Origin of the sequence: Pseudovibrio sp. Ad46 (genome assembly GCF_001623065.1) — a bacterium.
In the GTDB taxonomy this organism is placed as follows: Bacteria; Pseudomonadota; Alphaproteobacteria; order Rhizobiales; family Stappiaceae; genus Pseudovibrio.
In genome coordinates this window covers 71,082-93,204 of sequence record NZ_LMCG01000005.1, presented here as the reverse complement: position 1 = coordinate 93,204, position 22,123 = coordinate 71,082, and the positions used below count along the sequence as shown (strand labels likewise).

The 22,123-nt window shown below is 51.7% G+C and carries 20 protein-coding genes; 8 read left to right on the top strand and 12 right to left on the bottom strand.

Annotated features, from left to right (window positions below; translation table 11 throughout):
* Positions 1–181: 181 nt before the first annotated feature.
* The 10 genes from PsAD46_RS01995 to mtnA all read right to left on the bottom strand — a co-directional run bounded on the left by PsAD46_RS01995 (position 182) and on the right by mtnA (position 10,218).
* Positions 182–805 carry a LysE family translocator gene (locus tag PsAD46_RS01995; RefSeq protein WP_063306029.1) on the bottom strand — a complete coding sequence of 208 codons (624 nt, stop codon included), beginning with the start codon at positions 803–805 and terminating at the stop codon, positions 182–184.
* An 89-nt stretch (positions 806–894) separates the two neighbouring features.
* Positions 895–1,515 (bottom strand): LysE family translocator, encoded by a 621-nt coding sequence (locus PsAD46_RS01990; RefSeq protein WP_063294715.1) that lies wholly within the window; start codon positions 1,513–1,515, stop codon positions 895–897.
* Positions 1,516–1,528: 13 nt separating this feature from the next.
* Positions 1,529–2,161 (bottom strand): LysE family translocator, encoded by a 633-nt coding sequence (locus PsAD46_RS01985; protein WP_063294343.1) that lies wholly within the window; start codon positions 2,159–2,161, stop codon positions 1,529–1,531.
* 167 nt (positions 2,162–2,328) lie between these two features.
* Positions 2,329–3,459: a DNA replication/repair protein RecF gene (gene recF, locus PsAD46_RS01980; protein ID WP_063294344.1), complete on the bottom strand. Its 1,131-nt coding sequence runs from the start codon at positions 3,457–3,459 to the stop codon at positions 2,329–2,331.
* A 120-nt stretch (positions 3,460–3,579) separates the two neighbouring features.
* Complete coding sequence (gene dnaN / locus PsAD46_RS01975; RefSeq protein ID WP_063286480.1) at positions 3,580–4,698, bottom strand: DNA polymerase III subunit beta; 1,119 nt, start codon at positions 4,696–4,698, stop codon at positions 3,580–3,582.
* A gap of 347 nt (positions 4,699–5,045) precedes the next feature.
* On the bottom strand, positions 5,046–6,512 hold the full coding sequence (dnaA, locus tag PsAD46_RS01970; protein ID WP_057463134.1) for a chromosomal replication initiator protein DnaA: 1,467 nt from the start codon (positions 6,510–6,512) through the stop codon (positions 5,046–5,048).
* 176 nt (positions 6,513–6,688) lie between these two features.
* Positions 6,689–7,123 carry a rhodanese-like domain-containing protein gene (locus PsAD46_RS01965; RefSeq protein WP_057463135.1) on the bottom strand — a complete coding sequence of 145 codons (435 nt, stop codon included), beginning with the start codon at positions 7,121–7,123 and terminating at the stop codon, positions 6,689–6,691.
* A 679-nt stretch (positions 7,124–7,802) separates the two neighbouring features.
* On the bottom strand, positions 7,803–8,069 hold the full coding sequence (rpsT, locus tag PsAD46_RS01960; RefSeq protein WP_057463136.1) for a 30S ribosomal protein S20: 267 nt from the start codon (positions 8,067–8,069) through the stop codon (positions 7,803–7,805).
* A 178-nt stretch (positions 8,070–8,247) separates the two neighbouring features.
* Complete coding sequence (locus PsAD46_RS01955; RefSeq protein WP_063300367.1) at positions 8,248–9,021, bottom strand: enoyl-CoA hydratase; 774 nt, start codon at positions 9,019–9,021, stop codon at positions 8,248–8,250.
* A 90-nt stretch (positions 9,022–9,111) separates the two neighbouring features.
* Entirely contained in the window at positions 9,112–10,218 is a 1,107-nt protein-coding gene (gene mtnA / locus PsAD46_RS01950; RefSeq protein ID WP_063306028.1) for an S-methyl-5-thioribose-1-phosphate isomerase, read from the bottom strand.
* A 237-nt stretch (positions 10,219–10,455) separates the two neighbouring features.
* Between mtnA and PsAD46_RS01945 the strand changes: the two genes are divergently transcribed.
* The 3 genes from PsAD46_RS01945 to PsAD46_RS01935 all read left to right on the top strand — a co-directional run bounded on the left by PsAD46_RS01945 (position 10,456) and on the right by PsAD46_RS01935 (position 13,189).
* Positions 10,456–11,310, top strand: coding sequence for a GNAT family N-acetyltransferase (locus tag PsAD46_RS01945; protein WP_063294346.1), 855 nt, complete (start codon positions 10,456–10,458; stop codon positions 11,308–11,310).
* Positions 11,311–11,479: 169 nt separating this feature from the next.
* A complete protein-coding gene (locus PsAD46_RS01940) occupies positions 11,480–12,349 on the top strand; it encodes an RDD family protein (RefSeq protein ID WP_063294347.1) in 870 nt (289 codons plus the stop codon).
* A gap of 6 nt (positions 12,350–12,355) precedes the next feature.
* On the top strand, positions 12,356–13,189 hold the full coding sequence (locus tag PsAD46_RS01935) for a hypothetical protein (protein WP_063294348.1): 834 nt from the start codon (positions 12,356–12,358) through the stop codon (positions 13,187–13,189).
* Positions 13,190–13,247: 58 nt separating this feature from the next.
* Here PsAD46_RS01935 and PsAD46_RS01930 read toward each other — a convergent pair whose 3' ends face one another.
* Entirely contained in the window at positions 13,248–14,171 is a 924-nt protein-coding gene (locus PsAD46_RS01930; RefSeq protein ID WP_063294349.1) for a LysR substrate-binding domain-containing protein, read from the bottom strand.
* Between the two features lie 310 nt (positions 14,172–14,481).
* On the opposite strand from PsAD46_RS01930, the gene PsAD46_RS01925 reads away from it, so the two are divergent.
* From PsAD46_RS01925 to PsAD46_RS01915, 3 genes are all read left to right on the top strand, one after another.
* A complete protein-coding gene (locus PsAD46_RS01925; protein ID WP_063294350.1) occupies positions 14,482–16,020 on the top strand; it encodes an aldehyde dehydrogenase family protein in 1,539 nt (512 codons plus the stop codon).
* 12 nt (positions 16,021–16,032) lie between these two features.
* Positions 16,033–17,232 (top strand): acyl-CoA dehydrogenase, encoded by a 1,200-nt coding sequence (locus tag PsAD46_RS01920; protein ID WP_057463143.1) that lies wholly within the window; start codon positions 16,033–16,035, stop codon positions 17,230–17,232.
* 175 nt (positions 17,233–17,407) lie between these two features.
* On the top strand, positions 17,408–18,592 hold the full coding sequence (locus PsAD46_RS01915; RefSeq protein ID WP_063306027.1) for an FAD-binding oxidoreductase: 1,185 nt from the start codon (positions 17,408–17,410) through the stop codon (positions 18,590–18,592).
* Positions 18,593–18,602: 10 nt separating this feature from the next.
* Here the strand turns inward: PsAD46_RS01915 and PsAD46_RS01910 are convergent, their stop codons facing one another.
* Complete coding sequence (locus PsAD46_RS01910) at positions 18,603–19,553, bottom strand: LysR family transcriptional regulator (protein WP_063306183.1); 951 nt, start codon at positions 19,551–19,553, stop codon at positions 18,603–18,605.
* A gap of 46 nt (positions 19,554–19,599) precedes the next feature.
* Here PsAD46_RS01910 and PsAD46_RS01905 point away from each other — a divergent pair, with 46 nt between their 5' ends.
* Positions 19,600–20,583, top strand: coding sequence for an aldo/keto reductase (locus PsAD46_RS01905; RefSeq protein WP_063306026.1), 984 nt, complete (start codon positions 19,600–19,602; stop codon positions 20,581–20,583).
* Positions 20,584–21,248: 665 nt separating this feature from the next.
* Positions 21,249–22,097: a hypothetical protein gene (locus tag PsAD46_RS01900; RefSeq protein ID WP_063306025.1), complete on the top strand. Its 849-nt coding sequence runs from the start codon at positions 21,249–21,251 to the stop codon at positions 22,095–22,097.
* Positions 22,098–22,123: the final 26 nt, after the last annotated feature.

Here is a 22,123-nt window from a genome sequence, read left to right as displayed (position 1 = left end):
CAAGCAATCTGGGAGTTTAAGCGCTCGTAAACCAAGGGAAATATTGCATAAACACTATTTTTAAGGGGGGATAATTTCCTTAGCGTGCATCCCATGGATTTGCTTGCACGATTAGCACCCCAAGTTTTCATTTTTGTGCCTGGCATTTTCTGAAAATTGAAACGACTTATCGGTGATATTGCTACCGTGTAATCATCAGTACTGCGATGCCGAGAAGTCCCAAAGAAGCCAGTCGACTAATCAGGTACATCGTCTTTTCTGACCTCAAGAACTGGCAAAATTTGACTGCCAGAAATGAATAGGCACCGTTGATGATCAGTAAGATGGCTGACAGCACAGCGGCGAGTTCAACAAAGCCCAGCAGGCTCATTTCCTCAACGCTGACCAAATTGGGCATCAGCGCGAGGTAGAACATGATTGCCTTGGGGTTTGACAGGTTGAACAATAGCCCAGCAAACAAGGATGTCTTCGCAGAAGATTGTGGTGGGATTGAGTTGCTGTCATCCTCGGAAGGAGCTGCATATACGCTCTTCCAGATGCCCCAGGCTAAATAGGTGAGATACGCAGCACCTAACCACTGCAAAGCCACGAAGGCTCCGGAAAAACTGCTGGCAATTGCTGCTAATCCCAGTGCAGCCATGGAGAACCAGAGCAGATCACCGCTCAACAGCCCCAAACAGAACAGCACTGCACCGCTGCTGCCAAAGCTCATAGCGCGGGCGATGATTGCAAAAACGGCAGGGCCGGGAATGATCGCTAATGTGAAAAGCGTGCCACCGAACAGGGCAAGGCTGGTTACATCCATAAATCTGCAGCGGTTCTTTCGTGGTGACAAGCACTTTCAGTTTACGGCGTCGCAGTCTTCCGCAAGCGCCGTATTAAAAGGCTGATTGCTCAGCGGGTGACCATGGTTGCTGCCACGCCGACCATTACCACGCTGGAACTTCGGTTCAGCCGCTGGAATGCTTTTTGCGACGAAATCAGCTTCTTTGCAGAGACCGCCAGATAGGCATAGATGCCGAAGACGATGAACAACACACTGGCCATGGTTGCTGCCAGTTCCCAATAAGCCAGCAGGTTGATCTTATCCATGGGTACGATGTTCGGCATCAGCGCCATATAAAAGATCACGACCTTTGGGTTGGACAGGTTCATTGAGAGACCAGCAAGCAAGGCTGTAAAACGTGAGGATGCCTCTACAGCTGCATCACCATCTTGCGTTGGAGCTACGCCCTTTGAGTTCCACATCCCCCAGGCGACGTATAGCAGATAGGCGGCTCCAACCCATTTGAGCGCCATGAAAATAATCGCGTAGTTGGTTGCGATGGCTGCCAGCCCCATGATTGCGAGCGTAAACCAAAACAGATCGCCAAAGATCATGCCGACAACGAACATAGGTGTGCCACGCATGCCTTGTCCGAAAATACGGGCAAGCAAAGCGGCGATACCGGGACCCGGTGTGATGGCTGCAGCGAACAAGGTTCCTGCAAAAAACAAAAGAACTGCCAATTCCATTTTATTGCTCTTCTTATCGCGCCACGATTGCGGCAGCGGTGCCAAACATTGCAACACTCGCGCTCTTATTCAATCGTGTCACGGCTTTTTCTGAGGTCAGGAGGCTTCGTGCCCGTACGGTCACACCAATATAGATTGTAAAGACCAGTGACAACACGGCAAGCGTAACAAACATCAACTCAACCAAGCCAATGGTCGTGATGGTTTCCATGGGCACCACGCTTGGCATCAAAGCCGCATAAAACAGCAAGCCTTTAGGGTTGGAAAGCGTGATCAGCATGCCGGAGACCAGTGTTTTGGCATTGCTTTTGGTGTTTGGCGTTATGGCGGCGGTGCCTTCAGTTGCCTGCGCTGTCTGGAGACCACTGGCAAGCCAGAGCTTCCAAGCCAGAAACAGCAAATAGGCAGCGCCTGCATATTTAACGATGGTGAACGCCAGTACATAAGTACTCGCCAGTTTTGCGAGGCCCAGGATTGCCAGAATAAACAGACACATGCTGCCAATCAGCATGCCAGAGACAAATGTGAGTGTCCCTTGCAACCCAAAACCGAGTGTACGCGAAACCAGTGCTGTAATCGCAGGGCCCGGTGTGATGGCAACAACAAACAGAGTTGCCCCAAATACGAGGAGAATTTGCAAGTCCATGGGGATCACTTAGGTCAGAGATAAGGCGCTTAACGCAGTTCGCGTATTCTCATCGGAAAGCTTGTCTCTGCTTTTCCAGAATACCGCCCAAGACTAATCACAAGGATATTTCTCTGACAAGCGAGATAAAAGCGGCTTGCCTTCAAGCCAGCTCAATGATGACACTTTCAGCTTAGCGCAATACCACCGTTTGCAACCTCGAAAATCTGTGCCGCACTTGGCAGATCTTTGAAGAGGTTTTCATCGGTGCCAGTCATGAAAACCTGACCACCCAGAACTTCTAGCCGTGTAAAGAGAGCTTCGCGGCGGCCCGGATCCAGATGGGCGGCGACTTCATCCAGCAGCAGGATCGGGGTCATGCCGGAGATTGATGAGGTGAGGTCTGCATGTGCCAGAACCAAGCCAATCAACAGCGCTTTTTGCTCTCCAGTTGAAGCTTGCGCGGCAGGCATTTGCTTTTCGCTATGGACCACGTAGAGGTCAGAGCGGTGCGGACCATCCAGAGTACGCCCTGCGGCACGGTCGCGGAAGCGGCCTTCCACCAGCAAATCCCGATAGCAATCTTCCCGATCTGAAGCGCTCATGCCGATGGTCGCGGTTTCAAACGCGCCTTGCAGGTGGATTTCTGCGGACGGGAAGGGGAGGCCGAGCTGCTTTTGTGCTTCCAGTGTTTTGGCCAGCAAACTCACGGTTTCACTACGAGCCAGAGCGACAGCGGTGCCCAGTTCAGCAACCTGCGCTTCGATGGCATCCAGATATTCGGGTGTTCCGCCCTCAGACAGCAGGCGGTTTCGCTGGCGCAAAGCTTTTTCAAAGCTTGCAACCATTCTGCCATGAGACGGATTGAGGGAGAGGACCAGACGATCGAGAAATTTGCGTCGATCAGAAGCTGAGCCCGTAAACAGGCCATCCATGGACGGGACCAGCCACAACACACGAAGGTATTCCAGGAGAGCTTCGGAAGAACGAGCTTCTTCACCGTCAATGCGGACGCGGCGTCCCGGTTCTCCGGCAGTTAAACCTGTGCCGATGCGGGTCTCACCAAATTCTCCATCCAAAATCGCGCTGACAGCCCAGCCGCCAGATCCATCGGCCCGGGCGATATCACCAAGGGTTGCGCGGCGGAGACCTCGACCAGCGGAGAGAAAGGAGATTGCTTCGAGAATATTGGTTTTGCCTGCGCCGTTATCGCCAACAAAAGCGACCATTCGGCTGTTCAACTCAACGCTTGTTGCGTTGTAGTTTCGAAAATCCGTTAGCGCGAGGCGAGTAAGCGCCACAGGCACTGGATCCGACATTCAGGCTCTCTTTGGTTACATGAATTTTGAGCATATTCTCATCCGAAAATTGGCCGCCATTTTTCGGGAATATGTAGCAGAAGAAAAAATGCCCCCGGCTTAGGACCGAGGGCAAAACATTTAAACGCGCATTGGCATCAGCACATAAAGCGCTTCATCACTGCCTTCATCGCGAACGAGGGTCGGAGAACCGGAATCTGCAAGCGTAAAGAGAGCAGAATCTGCTTCCAACTGAGCTGCGATATCCAACAGGTACTTGGAATTGAAGCCGATCTCGAATTCTTCGTTGTCGTACTCAACTGCAACTTCTTCAGTCGCAGAACCAGAGTCCGGGTTGGTGACCGTCAGAACGATCTTGCCTTCGCTCAGGGACATTTTGACTGCACGGCCACGATCAGATGCGATGGTGGATACGCGATCAACTGCTTCCTTGAAGGCATCACGATCAACGCGCAGTTCCTTGTCGTTTCCTTTTGGAATGACGCGCTCATAATCCGGGAAGGTTCCGTCGATGAGTTTTGAGGTCAGGATGATGTCACCAATGGTGAAACGGATCTTGGTTTCAGAGATCTCAACTTTGATCTCAACTTCCGGATCATCCAGCAGCTTCTGAATTTCGCCAACGGTTTTACGCGGCACAATGATACCAGGCATACCCTCGGAGCCTTCCGGCGCCTCAAGCTCAGCCTGAGCGAGGCGGTGTCCGTCCGTTGCGACAGCGCGGAAACGCAGGCCTTCTCCGATATCCAGAGAGTGCATGTAGATACCATTGAGGTAGTAGCGGGTTTCTTCCGTAGAGATCGCAAACTGAGTGCTGTTGATCAACTTGCGGATGCCGCCGGCGGTCATGGTGAAGCTGTGAGTGAACTCACCTGCAGTCAGGTCAGGAAAGTCGGTGACTGGCAGGATCTGCAGCGCGAAGCGGGAGCGCCCGGCGCGAATTTCCATAGTGCTGTCATCACCAGACGTTTCCAAAACAACCTGAGAACCATCTGGCAGCTTGCGCACGATCTCGTAGATCATGTGAGCTGGCACTGTGGTTCCACCTGGCGTTTCGACCATTGCCGCGATGCTTTCCACGACCTCAAGATCCAAATCGGTTGCCTTAAGCTTGAGGTTGCCACCTTCAGCCTGCAGCATCACGTTGGAGAGGATCGGAATGGTGTTCCGCCGTTCCACCACACGGTGTACGTGGGTCAGAGACTTCAAAAGCTCGGTCCGCTCAAGTGTCACTTTCATGCGAAACGTCCATTCTTCTGGGCGGAGCATCGCGCCGGTGCAGCGAACTCCGCGAATTACTAATACAAATTGCCCAGTTTCAGTGCAGAGGCCCACTTGGTCTGCACTTGCCCACTATGCCGAGTTTAACCTCGTGCAGGGTCGTTCAAACTGCACGTTTAGCTCGCAAAATGCAAGAGGGGCGCTGCAAGCAGCGCCCCAATAATCACCAAATTCCTGCAAGGAGTCCAGATGGCTCCGTGTAGAGGACGCTTATTAGAGCACGTTGCATTCACGCATCGTGCTCTAAGTTCTTTCCTTGAGCTCATTCAGATCATTTGATTGAAGCCAATCAAATGGAATGCGCTCTAGGCGTCCAACATACGCTTCAGCAGCTCCAGCTCCTGCGCAAGACCGTTATCTGCCTTGGAGAGCTCTTCGATTTTACGAACTGCATGAAGTACTGTTGTGTGGTCACGATTGCCGAAGCGACGACCGATCTCTGGCAGAGAACGTGGGGTCATCATCTTAGCGAGATACATAGCGATTTGACGAGGACGCACGATGGTGCGTGTCCGGCGTGCAGAAAGCAGATCTGCTTTTGTGACGTTATAATGTTTTGACACAACGCGCTGAATGTCTTCGATTTTAACGCGGCGTGGTTCAGCTGCACGGATGAGATCACGCAGAGTGATTTCAGCCATTTCCAGAGTTACCGGAGAGTTTGTCAGCTGATTATGCGCAACGAGACGGTTCAGAGCACCTTCCAGGTCACGACCTGAAGAGGTTACGTTACGAGCAACGTAGTCCAGAACGGCCTCCGGCACAGTGAAGTTCGGGTATGAGCGCTGCTGAGCACGCATACGATCTTCAATGATAGCGCGACGAAGCTGGAAATCTGGTTCGGAGATATTTACGACCAGACCACCTGCCAGGCGGGAGCGAACGCGATCATCCAGGCTTTCCAATTCAGCCGGAGCGCGGTCAGCTGCAACAACAACCTGACGAGCACCATCAATCAATGCATTAAGAGTGTGGCAGAACTCCTGCTGCACCTGCTTGCCGTGAAGGAACTGCATGTCATCGATCAAAAGAAGATCGATAGAACGCAAAGTTTCCTTGAAGGACATTGCAGACTGCGCCTGAAGCGCGGCAACGAAGCGGTACATGAAATGCTCTGCGGTGAGGTACAGAACACGGCGACCAGCCATACGGGCCTGATTTGCAATCGCCTGCATCAAGTGGGTCTTACCAAGACCTACAGAAGCATGGAGGTAAAGCGGGTTAAAGGTTACGACACCGCCGCCTGCAACTTGCTTTGCTGCTGCAAGAGCCAGAACGTTGGATTCACCTTCAACAAAACTTTCGAAGACGTATTTCGGATCGAGGGATGCCCCTTCGAGCACGTCTTTAGAGGAAAGGTCGGAACGACCACCTCGACCGCCCATCATGGATGGCATTGGGGACGTTGCGCGCAGACCAACAGGATCATTTACCTGAATTGGGCGCATATCAGTCTTGCCACCCAGTGCTGGGCGTGCAGCTGGCTTAGCCGCTGCAGGACGGGGACGAACGGCACCGCGAACGGTGAGCTCGATCTTATGAATGTCATCACATTCATTTTTCCAAAGTCCCATCAGACGCTCTGAATAATGAGACTGAATCCATTGCTTCAAAAACCGCGTAGGAACAGACAAACGAACGGTGCCGTTGGTGTGCCCTTCCATGTCTACACGTGCAAACCAGCTGGAGAATACATCTTCACCCAGCTCAACACGTAGACGTTTCTTAACGCGATCCCATTGCTCCGGCCCTGGAGCTTCCTGAACGTGCATGCTCGCCTCCTTGCAGCCGTTGAGTATTCCGCCACAGATACTCAACCATCAAATCTATTGCGCTCATTTCGAGCTTTGTTGAACCAGACGCTTTTTTATTTCGTTGCCATTAGACAAAAACATCACATCGGTGTGGCGCCCACACACCGTTGCTAAATTCTAATATTTCTTGGGAGCTATCCTTGGCTCCACGGAAGACCTTGAGCCTTCCACCCAGAAACCGAGCCTCGATGACCTTCAGCATCATGACCGCCTTCAAAGCCGTCTGCCACGTTGTAGCAGTTTTTGTAGCCAAGGGCTGTCATCGCGATCGCTGCTGCCTTACTCCGAACTCCAGAGCGGCACAAAAAGAAGATTGCAGCGTTTTGGTCAAGTCCTTTTTGCGTCAATGCGTCAGAAAGTTGACTCGCAAAGCCCTCATGAGGGCCATTGGATGGGAAACCCTGCCATTCAGCAAGGATGACTTCCTTCTCCAATTTGGAAAGATCCGGAATGCCTACGAAGGTCCATTCAGCGTTGGTTCTTACATCTACAAGAATTGCAGAACCATCAGCTTTAAGGCTCTCGAAAACTTCCGTTACGCTTCGATCACCTGCATAGGACTCATGCATAGATACTTCCATTTACTAACCTAGACGCATTACGTTTGCTCACCCAAATGAGTAAGCCACTATAAAAAGACTCAAAATCGAAATTCAAGAAAAATCAGAAGGAAAAGCAACAATAGCAGCAAAATGACGCAACAACTCTAGTAGTCTAAATTGCAATTACTATAAAATGCAACGCCTAGACTTTACGCCATCTGACCAGCTTTGCCCGACCCTGGTTCGATTCTTCTAACTTGTATGCTGGGATCGGGTAGCAACCCGACTTCTTCTTGACCATACACAGCCGATTTTGGTCCCGCAATAGCGGAAAGTTTACAAAACGCAAATGCCCTTTCTGTGACGCAAGGTCAAGCTCATATGTCGTCAACGGCTAAGTTCGGCAAAAAGCAGTGAACTCAACAACTTTCTCGATATGCGCTTGGTTAATGGTGGGCCTGGGAAGCGAATAAAAAAAATTTATCCGGCCATCTCTTGACTCACCAAGAATCTGCTCATTTCAACTGTGACAATTTTAACCTAGAGCCAATCCATTGTTTTTTAAGGATTTTCCTTGACAGGCTCCGAGACTAGTCCACAGGCTATCCGCCGTGAAAATGCCCCAGTTTTATCCTAGGGTAAGCTTATCCAGCTAACAAAAAAGCCCGGCCATACGACCGGGCTTTTTTAGTCCAAAAAAATTGGATTAGGCGCCGAGTGCCTTAATGCGGGCATTCATGCGGGATACTTTGCGAGACGCAGTGTTCGCATGCATAACGCCTTTAGTAGATGCACGCATGATCTCAGGCTGTGCAACTTTGAATGCTTCGTTAGCAGCTGTCTGGTCACCCGCGACAATTGCTTCTTCCACTTTACGAACGTATGTACGTACGCGGCTACGGCGAGCCTTATTAGTGGCCGTCTGGCGAGCAATTTTACGTGCCGCCTTCTTGGCCGAAGGAGTGTTGGCCATGGGCTCTGTCCTGATCTGTCAGTAAGAACTGTTTTCAAATCGCGAACGAGACCGCCCAAAGCCGCCCCGATCAAACGAATTCAGTGACGAACAAAATCCGCCTCTGGTTGTGGAGCGCTTATAGTTGGGAGTCTGAGCCTCGTCAACGAAAAAAGGTGTAGACCTGCCTAAAAACGGCTTATCCGTCTTCGAATTCAGGTTTTCTCTTTTCTATGAATGCCTTCATACCTTCTTTTTGATCGCTGGTTGCAAACATAGAATGGAACAAACGACGCTCAAAACGAATGCCTTCAGCAAGTGTTACTTCGTAAGAACGGTTTACACTTTCCTTCGTCATCATAACAATTGGAGTCGAGAAACTTGCAATCTTTTCAGCAGCTTTGATTGCTTCAGCGACCAGATCTTCATTTGCGATAACACGAGAAACCAGACCGGCGCGCTCAGCCTCTAATGCATCCATCATACGGCCTGTCAAGCACATTTCCATTGCTTTTGACTTGCCAACAAGCCTTGTTAATCTCTGTGTACCACCTGCACCTGGCATAACGCCAAGTTTGATCTCTGGCTGACCGAATTGCGCAGATTCTGCTGCCAAAATGAAATCACACATCATGGCAAGCTCACATCCGCCGCCCAGCGCGAAGCCTGCGACTGCTGCGATGATTGGTTTACGCTTTTGCGCGATCTGATCCCAACTGGTGATGAAGTCCATCAGATAGGTCTGCGGATAGTCGTATTCTGCCATCACTTTAATGTCAGCGCCCGCCGCGAAGGCTTTCTCGGAGCCGGTGATGACTGTCGCGCCAATTTCAGGGTCACGATCAAATACGTTCAGTGCTTCATCAAGCTCAGCGATCAGGTCGCTGTTCAATGCATTCAATACTTTCGGGCGATTTAGCGTAATCAGGCCAATCTTGCCGCGTGTCTCAACCAGAATATTCTCGTAGGACATATGTCCCTCCCAATAAAATCAACTTGGATTTCTGCCCTAACATTGAAGAGTGATGGCTTAGCGGCAAGGTATCCGTTTGTCTTAGTTCTATCAGGCGTCTGTGTTTGCCCGCTCTGGAAACAGCGCTGCGAGCCCTTCTTTGCTTGCTGCACAGGCACCGCGCTCAGTGATCAGGGCGGTGACGTATTTTGATGGCGTCACATCAAACGCGAAGTTGGACAAAGGGGTCTCTGGCGGGCAAATGCGCACCTTCTCAACCTTGCCCTCCGCGTTTTCGCCCGAGATCCACGCGACCTCTTCGCCGCCACGCTCTTCAATCGGAATTTCCTTCAGGCCATCAGCGACGGTCCAGTCGATGGTTGAGGAAGGCAGAGCCACGTAGAATGGGACGCCATTGTCATGGGCTGCCAGCGCTTTTAGGTAGGTGCCGATTTTGTTGCAGACATCGCCGTGTGCAGTTGTTCTATCCGTTCCCACGATGCAAAGATCCACCATGCCATGTTGCATGAGGTGGCCACCTGCATTGTCGACAAGCAACGTATGAGGAACGCCGTGCTCTCCCAGCTCCCATGCAGTCAGGCCAGCGCCCTGATTGCGCGGACGGGTTTCATCAACCCAGACATGGACCTTGATACCTTTGTTGTGGGCCTGATAGATCGGAGAGGTGGCTGTCCCCCAGTCCACGGTCGCCAGCCAGCCCGCATTGCAGTGAGTCAGGATGTTGATGGTCTCGCCCGGTTTCTTTTGCGCGGCGATCTCTTCAATCAGCTTGAGGCCGTGCTTGCCGATGGACTCGTTGCAGGCCACATCTTCATCAGAAATCTCGACGGCCCGCTTCCACGCAGCTGCCGCTCTTTGCTCCAATGGCAGCTCTGAGAGCAGGCCTTGCATGTCATTCAACGCCCAGCGCAGGTTGATTGCGGTGGGGCGGGTTGCATGGAGCACCTGCCACGCATTGCTTAGCGCTGCATCGCTTGGGTCCCGCGCCATTTCCAGTGCAACACCAAAGGCGGCTGTTGCGCCAATCAGTGGGGCGCCTCGAACCCACATGTCCTTGATGGAAACTGCTGCATCTTCCAGATTACGCAGTTCAACCTCGACAAAACGATGGGGGAGGCAGGTCTGGTCGATGATCCCGACAGATTTTCCAGCTTCCAGCGGCCAAATGGAACGGTATGCTTTACCATGAACCTTCATCGCGACGTCTCCTACCCATGTATGCGGTTTGTGCGTCAGATTATCGGATTTTTCCGTGGCTCCATCTGCATTTTATCGCGTCCGGTTTCTTTTCCTCATAAAGTTCTGCAGTCCGCGGTTTCCGCATGGTCCAATTAGATGAAAGCCTTTCATCTCCTCTTTAACCATACTGCGCTACGCTGACTCTCTTACGTTAGTTTACACATAACTTTGCCGGGTTGATGAAAGAGGCTTCCGATGGCTCCGCTGGACACTGAAATTCGCGTTATGGATGAAGATGGCATTCTGACCATGCTGGATTGGGCCGCCCAAGAGGGGTGGAATCCAGGTGAAGATGATGCTCCATCCTATTATGCAGCGGATCCCGGTGGTTTTCTTGGCTGCTATCTAAACAATCAGCTGGTTTCTATGGTGTCTGCCGTTCAATACGGTGAGGCCTATGGCTTTCTCGGCTTTTACATCTGTCATCCGGAGTTTCGCAGGCAGGGCCTCGGGGCCGTTATATGGAATGCCGCCATGAAACGGCTAGAAGGACGGACGATTGGCCTTGATGGCGTGGTGGAAGAGCAAGACAATTACGCGAAGTCCGGCTTCAGGCTCGTTCATCAGAATATGCGTTACAGCGGTCTATCTGATGTCACCATGCCTATGGATCAGCGGATTTCCATCATTGGCAAGGGCATTTTGCCGAGCATTATAGAATATGACCGCAACTACTTTCCCGCAGAGCGCTCCGCCTTTCTGGAACGCTGGATGGAGCCAATGAACCCTATGCGCCGGGGCCTATATCTGGTTGAAGAGGGAATTGTTCGCGGTTATGGCGTAATCCGTGCGGCCCGTGATGGGTATCGTATCGGCCCAATGGCCGCTGAAACTCCAGAAGGGGCTGACCTGCTGTTCCGCGCCCTTGCTGGTAGCGCCAAAGGGCAGATGATCAACATTGATCTGCCTTTGCCTAATGAACAAGCCGTGGAACTGGCAGAGCGCTACGACCTATCACCCGTGTTCGCTACCGCCAGAATGTATAAGGGCCAAGACCCCAACCTCCCCCTCGACAAGATCTACAGCTTTGCGAGTTATGAGCTGGGGTAGAAGTGGATGGACAGAAGCGGCAAGACAACTACGAAGCGATTTACGACACATTTTGCATCAAAATACGTATCCACAACCTAGAATAGATATCACTCTTTAACACAAGCAGTTCTTCCCAACTTTCTAGCAGATAGCTATAGTCTACACTAGGAAGCACGGGAGAGGTTCAGTGTATTATTATCATGACGGCAAGCATGAAGTAGGGCCGTTTGATGTCCGTAATCTTCGCATACTTCGGCAGAACGGTTTGATAACGGAGAGTACGCTTGTTCGCTCTACCAATGGCGATGATTGGACATCTGCTGGTCAAATTCTCGATAATGAAGGTACTTCGGCAACAATTGAGCAGAACCTAAGTTTAGATGATACAGAAGTAAATACCGACCAGATTCTAAAACTTCGCCCAGCGTCGGAAAACCTGTTTCCAACTTTGCATGCACCCCTTCATGAAGAATCATCACAATCAGAAGTAGGCACTGCCCCCAAGGGATGGCTTGCGAACCCGCCTACACCTTGGAGAAGATATGCAGCCCGGCTATTTGACACGACCTTTAACGGCGTTGTTTTAGTCATGCTATTGGCTTTTGTTTTTTACGCTATTGCGCCTGCTGCAGCTGATGAGTTCTTCTCATTGTTTGATGGTCCTGGAGGCCGTCTGATAGATTTAATGTTTACCGCAAGTGCTGCCTCTGTATTGGGTGGAAGTTTAATCGGCGTCAGTGGCACTACTCTTGGAAAATTTATATTTGGGATAAAAATAACTCGGACCGATGGCCAACTTCTTGGGTTTTGGGATGGCTTAAAACGTGACTTCAACGTTTTACTCAGAGGGTTGGGACTCGGAATTCCAATAGTCGCCCTGTTTACTATGTGGGGCTCCTATCAAAGACTAAAGTCAAATAAAACAACAAGTTGGGATACAGAAAAATATACTGCTTGGCATCGCCCCAGCGGAATTGGGCAATACATTCTCAATGTGATCGGTATCGGCCTGTTTTTCCTAATCTTGACCATGGTGCGCGCTATGGAGCAGCTATAAGCGTTTATGAAATATAGAGTACTAAAAACGCTCTTCGCATTAGCATCTTTTGTTAGCGGCGTAGTAGCGTGGTTTATGACACAAGGTTATAGCTATCTTGCTAACGATGTCTTTTGGGGCCACGTGGGCTTAACCGCAGCCTGTTGCTTCTTTTTCTTAATTACTGCGTCAATAGTAATTGCCAGTTCTATAAATCAATCAGGTAATATTAAAGCACCTCATTCATTGAATGATCTCTTCCTCCTGATACTACTGATTCTACAAGGTGGTGCAGCGTTGGGCACTATCTTCAATTTTGAAGCTTCATTACAAATTGCCCAAGCGCCTGCTCAGTTGAAAGGTGTTGTTGTTTCTGTTCAGAACAAAGGCAGTGCTGTGCTTTATGGCGAAATTGGCTCTAAGACATTTGATACTCTCAAGATGGCCCACTCAAAAGCCCCAATTCATTCAATAGAGTTGCGTAGTGGTGGAGGAGACATCACAAGCGCAGAAAGGATTGGTGCCTTTATAAACGACAAGGGCATTGAAGTGCTCGTCAAATCTCACTGCGCAAGTGCTTGTGTTTTGATCGCATTGTCAGCTTCAGAACTCTATGTTTCTCCTGACGCCCGGTTTGGTTTTCATCAGGCTAGCACAGCAGCAAGCCTAGATAGCCAAATGGGGAGCTTCTATGGAAAAATCGCAACTGAAGAGTTTATTTCACAACTAAAGATTCTGGGTACGCCCAGCTTCCTTTTAGAACAGGTTCGAAAAACGCCTCCTAATCAGATGTATTATATTTCTGGAGAAGACCTATCTCAATTTGGATTGGCCGAGATCATATCTGTTTCACATCAGTAGCAAACTGATAACTCACAAACCGACTCACAATCTATCTAAAGGCGGTTTAGGCCACTCCCTACTGTGGCAACAACGTCTCTCGGTCCAGTTGCTGTTCGTGGGCTTCTTCCTGGAGCCATGCTTTGAAGGATTTTACGACTGGGCGCAGGGTGCGGTTTTCGGGGTAGACGAAGTGGTAGGCGGAGGAGAGTTTCAGGCTGATGTCAAACAGGCGGACCAGTGTGCCTGCGGCGAGCTCTTCCTCAATAAAGAACTTTGGCACCAGCGCAACGCCCAGGCCAGAAGCAGCAGCCTGTGAGATCATGGTGAACTGATCGAAACGCGGGCCCTGAAAGGCGCCATCTGTTTCTACACCTGCCAGAGAGAACCATTTTTGCCATCCATCTGGCCGTGTTGACTGGTGCAGGCGCATAACGTCGATCAGGTCCTCCGGTGTGCGCAGGCTGTGTCTGTCGCGGAATGCTCTGGAGGCGACTGGAATGACTTCTTCCTGAAACAGCGGCTCTGCGATGGCTCCTGCCCAGACAGGTTCTCCGTAATGGATCGCTCCATCAAACGGTTCTACCGAGAAATCGAAGGGGCGCAGACGGACGGAGAGGTTGAAGCTGGCTTCCGGGTAGCGCTCGTGGAAACGGGGGAGGCGGCGGGCGAGCCAACGGGTGCCGAAGGTTGGGAGGACGGCGACGTTGAGCACATCCTCACTGCCCGCAAAGGACATCACCTGACGGGTCGCGCTGGTCATCTTTTCCAGCGTGCCGCGGATGTCATGCAGGTAGATACGCCCGGCATCCGTCAGAACAATGCGCTGGCGAATCCGTTTGAACAGCTCAACACCCAAGCGACCTTCCAAAAGGCGCACCTGTTTGCTGACTGCGCCTTGCGTCAGGAACAATTCTTCAGCTGCACGCGTGAAACTGCCGTGCCGCGCTGCGCTTTCGAATGCGATCAAACAGTCTATCGGGGGGATAAAACCACGCTTCATCCTGACCTCTCATGATGCCGTGAACAGCTCGAAACTCCTGAAATCGCGAGGTTAAGCACACCCAACACGATTAAATTTCGTTCTATCTGGCATCATCTCCTTCTTAAAACAGAATCTCAAATAGGCCGATACCCATTATTATCCTACTGATTTTAAGCAGTTTTCTCACTAGCGCAAGATCCAAGCGAAATTATCAGTCATTCCATATGCGAATGAATAATGGAAAAGACGTAGCTTTTACCCGTGAACAGGACAAGAGAAACTCTGCTCAAATTTCGAACTGACTGTTTCTCACTCTTTGGGGGCTTCAATGACCGTAGGTCTGGATACCGCGCAATTCGCAAAAGAAACAATTGAACTCATGGAGCGTATGGGTGTAGCCCGCGCTGCTTTGGAAGGGGGCACACTTGCTGCAACTTCTCCAAACTCCGGTGAAACGCTGGCGATGATCAAAGAAGACAGCGCCGCGGAAACCACCGCTGCGATTGGTCGTGCTCACGATGCTTTCAAAGAGTGGCGCAAGCTGCCAGCCCCTCGTCGTGGCGAACTGGTTCGCCTGCTGGGTGAAGAGCTTCGCACTTATAAAGATGACCTTGGTAAGCTGGTGAGCCTGGAAGCAGGCAAGATCACCTCTGAAGGTCTGGGTGAAGTTCAGGAAATGATCGACATCTGCGATTTTGCAGTTGGGCTTTCGCGTCAGCTGTACGGTCTGACCATCGCGACCGAGCGTCCGGGTCACCGTATGATGGAAACCTGGCACTCATCCGGTGTTATTGGTGTGATCTCCGCGTTCAACTTCCCAGTCGCGGTCTGGTCCTGGAACGCAGCACTGGCATTTGTTTGTGGTGACTCCGTTGTTTGGAAGCCATCTGAGAAATCTCCTCTGACAGCAATGGCGTGTGCTGCGCTGTTTGAGCGTGCGGTTGCCAAGTTTGGTGATGATGCGCCGAAGGGCTTGCTGGAAGTTATTGTAGGTGGTCGTGAAATCGGTGAGACGCTGGTCGACGACAAGCGCGTGCCTGTTATCTCCGCAACCGGTTCCACTCGCATGGGTCGTCAGGTTGGTCCACGTGTTGCACAGCGCTTCGGCAAGTCCATCCTTGAGCTGGGCGGCAACAACGCAGCGATCGTGACCCCATCTGCTGATCTGGACCTGACCCTGCGCGGCGTGGCCTTCTCTGCAATGGGTACTTGCGGTCAGCGTTGTACTACTCTTCGCCGTCTGATCACACATGACAGCGTTTATGATGCGCTGATCCCACGTCTTATCAAGGCGTATGCCTCTGTGAAGATCGGCATTCCGACCGAAGAAGGCACGCTGATCGGTCCGCTCATCGACAAAGACGCTTATGACAACATGCAGAAGTCTCTAGAAGCTGCGAGGGCAGCTGGCGGCACCGTGCATGGTGGCCAGCGCGTGATGGCGGACGAGTATCCGGATGCCTATTACGTTCAGCCTGCTGTTGTTGAAATGCCAGGTCAGGTTGGTCCTGTACTGGAAGAGACTTTTGCTCCGATCCTCTACGTCGTTCGCTACAGCGACTTTGATGAAGCGATTGAAATTCAGAACGGTGTTGGTGCTGGTCTGTCTTCTTCCGTCTTCACCAAAGACATGGGTGAAGCTGAAACCTTCGTTTCTGTTGTTGGCTCTGATTGCGGCATTGCAAACGTCAATATTGGCCCATCCGGTGCTGAAATTGGCGGCGCATTCGGTGGTGAGAAAGAAACTGGTGGTGGTCGTGAAGCTGGCTCTGATGCCTGGAAGGCATACATGCGCCGCGCGACCAATACCATCAACTACTCTGGCGCTCTTCCATTGGCGCAGGGTGTGAAGTTTGACGTTGAATAAGGAATTTTGAGCATGAGTAGTGATCCAACCGGCGGAGGCGTCTTTAATTGGGAAGACCCGTTCCTCATGCGCGACCAGTTGAATGAAGACGAAGTCCTCATCATGGAAAGCGCGCGTGCCTACGCTCAGGAAAAGCTTCTGCCACGTGTGATGGAAGCCTACCGCGAAGAGAAGACTGATCGCTCCATCTTTAACGAGATGGGGGAACAGGGTCTGCTTGGCGTGACCCTTCCAGAGCAATACGGTGGTTCAGGTGCGTCTTACGTGGCCTACGGCCTTGTTGCCCGCGAAGTTGAGCGTGTGGACAGTGGCTACCGCTCCATGATGAGTGTGCAGTCCTCCTTGGTGATGTACCCAATCTACGCCTACGGCTCTGAAGAGCAGCGCATGAAGTATCTGCCGAAGCTTGCTTCTGGCGAATACGTTGGCTGTTTTGGTCTGACCGAGCCGGATGCAGGGTCTGACCCAGCTGGCATGCGCACCCGCGCTGTGAAGACCGAGAGCGGATACCGCATCACTGGTTCCAAGATGTGGATTTCCAATTCCCCAATCGCAGACGTGTTTGTGGTTTGGGCGAAGTCTGAAGCGCATGACAACCAGATCCGCGGTTTCGTTCTTGAAAAGGGTATGGAAGGTCTTTCCGCCCCTAAGATCGAAGGCAAGCTGTCTCTGCGTGCTTCCATCACCGGTGAAATCGTGATGGACAACGTTGAAGTGGGTGAAGATGCGCTGCTGCCTAACGTTTCTGGCCTGAAAGGTCCGTTCGGCTGTCTGAACCGCGCTCGCTATGGCATCTCCTGGGGTGCGCTGGGCGCTGCGGAAGATTGCTGGATGCGTGCTCGCCAGTACGGCATGGACCGCAAGCAGTTCAACCGTCCTCTGGCACAGACACAGCTGTTCCAGAAGAAGCTGGCAGACATGCAGACCGAGATTACCCTCGGTCTTCAGGCTTCCCTGCGTGTTGGTCGTCTGTTTGACGAAGGCCGCGTTGCTCCTGAGATGATTTCCATTGTGAAGCGCAACAACTGCGGCAAGGCGCTGGATATTGCGCGTCAGGCACGTGACATGCACGGTGGTAACGGCATCTCTGAGGAGTTTATGGTGATGCGCCATGCTCAAAACCTTGAGACCGTCAACACTTATGAAGGTACACATGACGTTCACGCCCTTATTCTGGGTCGTGCGCAGACTGGCCTTCAGGCTTTCTTTTAAGCCCTGATCAGCATCGTAATCTCGTGAAAGTGCTGGGAGGCCTTTTTTTGAGATTACGCATGATGCTCTTGGGAGGCGTTTCGCCTCCCTTTTAGACCGGCGCTCGCAAATACCCGCCTAATTGTTTCGGGCGTCGGTTCTTACCTTTTTCATTTCTCAGTATTCAGGTGTGACTATGGCGATAGCTTCAGTGGATGTTGCTATTATTGGGGGGGCTGTCATCGGGTCATCGGTGGCGTACCATCTTGCACAACGCGACGACTTCAAGGGTAGCATTGCGGTCTTTGAGAAAGACCCGTCTTACCAACATTGCGCTTCGGCGCTTTCTGCCGCTTCTATTCGCCAACAGTTCTCCTCTGCCGTGAACATCGACATTTCGCTCTACGGCATCGATTTCCTGCGCGATATTGGCAGTCTTCTGGAAGTTGACGGCGAACAGCCACGCATTGATCTGGTTGAGGGCGGTTATCTATTTCTCGCAACGCCAGACAAGCGCAGCATTTTGGAAGAGAACCACGCGCTTCAACAGAAGATGGGTGCGGATATTGGGTTTTTGGATTCTGATGCGCTGAAAGCCAAATTTCCGTGGCTCAACGTCTCTGATCTTTCTGCTGGCTGTCACGGTCTTTCTGGCGAAGGCTGGTTTGACGGCTATGGCCTGATGCAGGCTTTCCGCCGCAAAGCGCGCTCCCTGAACGTGCCTTATGAGCCGTATCAAGTGGTTCATCTTGAAAAGATCATGGGAGGCAGCTGGATTTTGACACTCTCCAACGGAGAACAGGTGGAAGCTGGTGTTGTGGTGAACGCTGCAGGCGCGTCAGGTGGTACTCAGATTTGCATGGAAGCAGGTTTTGAAGCGCCTGTGCACTCCAAAAAGCGCATGATTTTCACCTTTGAATGCCGCGATGAGGTTTCGGGTCTGCCGTTGCTGGTTGATCCAAATGGAACCTATGTACGCCCTGAAGGGACAGGCTTTATCTGCGGCAGCTCACCAGATGAAGAGCAAGACCCGGATTCCTTCGACTATGATGTTGATTATTCCTTCTTTGAGGAACACCTTTGGCCAACACTCGCCAATCGTATTCCTGCATTTGAAGCCATCAAGCCCGGTGCGGCGTGGGCAGGACATTATGATGTGAACCTGTTTGATCACAACGCATTTACCGGTCCGGTGCCCGGCATTGAAGACTTTTACATCGCGCTGGGCTTCTCCGGTCACGGCCTTCAGCAAAGCCCTGCGGTGGGACGCGGCCTTGCCGAACATATCGTAACAGGACGCTACGAGATGCTGGACCTTTCCGAGCTTGGTGTTGAGCGCCTGACCGCAAACAATCCGCTGATTGAGCGGAATGTGGTTTAAGAAGAGCGGTCTACTGAGGTGGGCCGCTTAATCTGGCTCGGTTTTTGATGATCAGGTTGGCGAGGAAGTCTGCCATAACGCGCATTCGGGGGGAGTGGGCGAGATCAGAGTGCATGACCAGATAAATTTGTTGATCAACGCCGATGTTGGCTTCTACGCAGACAAGCCCGGCTTCTGCTGCAAGGAAGTGAGGGAGAACCGCAAGACCGAGCCCGGCGTTGGCAGCGACCACTTGCGTCGCGAGTGATGAGGTTAAAACTGCGGGCTCGCGGCCTTTTAAAGCACGTCGAATCCATTGTGCTGCGGCAAGGTGAGCCTGCGCTTCACTCCAGGATATGCAGTCATCGTCCTCATAGCTCTCAGGCTTTTCGAGTTCTGTTCGCTTGAGCAGATATTCTTTGCTTGCATAAAGGCCGAAGCCGAGTGTTCCCAAGCGGCGAAGTGTGACATTGCCGCTTTCCGGTTTTACCATCCGTATGGCGAGGTCTGCATCACGGCGGTGCAGGTTCACTGAGCTTACGTCGGTCAGAATTTCGATATGCAGGTCCGGATAGCTGGTGCACAGCTCGGGCAGTGCAGGCAAAATCAGGTGAGTGGCGAGGTTTTCAGCTGTGGCAAGGCGCAGTTTTCCGGAAATGCCGGCCTGAGCCTTTGCGCCGGAAGAAAATGCTGCGGCTGCGGCTTCTAGCGCTTCTGCTTTTGCCAGCAGCTCACGGCCATCCTCCGTGAGCTGATAGCCGGACTGGTGCCTGACGAACAAAGGGATTTTCAGCGTTTCTTCGAGACGATCAATCTTTCTCGACAGCGTCGCCACACCGATCTGTAGGTGTTGAGCAGCCGCGCTGAGTGTTCCTGTTCTGGCGACAGCCAGAAAGGCTTTGGTGTCATCCCATACAAGGTCACGCAGAACTTCATTTCCAAATTCGGAAATCAGCTTTCCATTTCTACTCGTATTTTCCATTTTTGAAACATGGCAAGTATTCAGCAGCAACACAAGGAAGCTTCTGATGAAAACTCGCCAACTTGGATCTAAACTTAACGTCTCAGCGCTTGGTCTGGGCTGCATGGGGATGAGTGAGTTTTATGGCTCACACGATGACAGCGTGTCCTTGGGTGTGATGGCACGAGCCGTTGAGCTGGGCATAGATTTCTTCGATACGGCTGACATGTATGGCCCTCATCACAATGAGGAGTTGATTGGTCGGTTTTTGAAGGAAACGAAAGCGCCTCTCAAAATCGCAACGAAATTCGGCATCAATCGGAAACCCGGCGAATACAAGCGGACAATCGAGAATAGTCGGCAATACGCACGGCAGGCCTGTGAGGCCTCTCTGAAGCGTTTGGGCGTTGATTACATTGATCTTTACTACGTTCATCGCGTTAACCCGGAACAACCCGTTGAGGATGTGATGGGCGAGCTTTCACAGTTGGTTGATGAAGGAAAGATCGGCAATATCGGGCTTTGTGAGATCAACGAGAAGACCTTGCGCCGGGCTCATGCGGTTCATCCAATTGCAGCTGTGCAGACAGAATACTCGCTGTGGTCCCGTGATGTCGAAAGCGCAATCCTGCCTGCATGCCGTGAGCTTGGCATTGGATTTGTCCCTTATTCCCCGCTGGGGCGAGGATTTTTGACGGGCAGTTTCAACTCGAAAACGGAGTTTGAAGAGGGCGATTTTCGCGCCAATCTACCTAGATTTTCGAAAGAAGCCCTGCTCATCAACGAGGGTATCGCGAAAATGATTACAGCGACCGCACACCAGAAGAAATGTACACCTGCGCAGCTCTCCCTCGCCTGGTTGTTGGCAAAGGGAAACGATATCGTGCCAATTCCGGGCACGAAGAGACTGAAGTATCTGGAAGAGAACGCTGCTGCCACTGAGATTGAGCTGACTTCAGATGAGGTGCAAGTACTGGAAGCCGAAATTGCTCGCATTCCTGTTGTGGGCGAGCGGTATACTCCTGAGGGCATGAAAGGCCTTAATGCCTAAGCAGGCACTCTGAGCAAAACCGAGTGATCCCTAAAACTTATTCCCCTCCCAGTTTTCTCCCATATTCTGAGAGACATGCCCACGCAACGGGCTGCTGGCGGACCGTCCGTCAGTGAGGCGTGGGTTGGGCGGGGCTATCAGAAGAGGTAACGCATCTTTCTGGTGGTCCGGTGAACCGAACTTCAAACGTGACCGCATGGTTTGAGGGGAAGGGCCCAAGTTTGTAGGGTATCACGCGGCGACAAGTGCAAATGTACCGGCAGTAAAACCTGCTTTTGCAGATGCGTTTGTCAAAGACGGAGGAACTGTTCGGTTAGGGAAACCTGATTGGATAAGCCATTGTCTTTCCGGGAAACCGGCTATAGTGCCTTACAGGCAAAGAGGCGACGTTGTTCATTACAAGAAAGCCCGGGCGAGGCGAGCAGCCACTGCCGAAGACTCATATTTAAACAAGTAGCGCAGGCACTGCCTGCTCGCCTTGCTCATCCCAAGTTTGGGAACCTTAGCTTCAACACTGCATGGGCTGCCATGTGGTGCTTTTAGTGCATGTTTTTGTTGTTCCAGTGCCATTCAGAACAGCGCAACTCTGCAACCTCCTGCACAACCTTGGTGTCAGGCTTATAATGCCCTGCATGACCAGTTGACCGCATTCAGGAGGGTGGAACATGTCATCTTCAGTTGCTTTGAGCACACCGCAAATTAATCCGCACATCTCAGCGGGGGATCTTGAGAACATCAAGGGAGCCTCGGACAGAGACCATGTTGGGAATCCGGCAACGCGGCTCTGGGACAAGATTGTTGACTGGTTTTGCGGGACGGACCGCGTAACAGCGAAGAAACTGACGTTTGATCTGTATTCTCCGAGTGTGACGGACCAAAACAAGGTCAAAGCCTTTGAGCAACTGCGCGAACTGGCTGGTGCGAACTATCAGGACAATTTCAAAGTCTATGACAGTTCCCATTATCGCAGCTACAGCGTTTTGGATTTCAAGCTGGAATTTGATGTGCGCAGTCCTGATGAAGACCGCGTGGAAGCTAACCTGAAAAACGACATCATGCTGGAAGGGATCAAGATCCCCGAGCAGCAGGGCATACAGTTTCAAAAGGACTTTGACCGCAGACAGGAGCGAACTTTTACGTTCGATTCAAAACCGATTGAAGACATGAGCTTCTTTGATCAGTTCTCTTCGCAGGAACGTGCCGCCATCTTTGCAGTTTGCCATCAAGGGCTGTTTCCGCTGCTCTCTGACGCGGTGATGTGTATGTCCAACAATCAGGACATGCGGTTTGATATCAGCAAGCCGGGGCCAGATGATCTGCGCATTGAGGCCTACATGGAGAAGGACATTTCCATGGACTTCGATGGACCATTCTTCGAGGAACAACAGCAGCAGGTTGCTGACTATGACGGCGTGAAGAAGTCGCTGAAGATTGAAGCTGCGATCAATGTCTGGCGAGGTGGCCAGGAGGTTGACCTGATTTCTGCTGAAGTCCTGTCACAAAACGAAGTGTGACAGGAGCTGTTGCGGAGTGTCGAAGA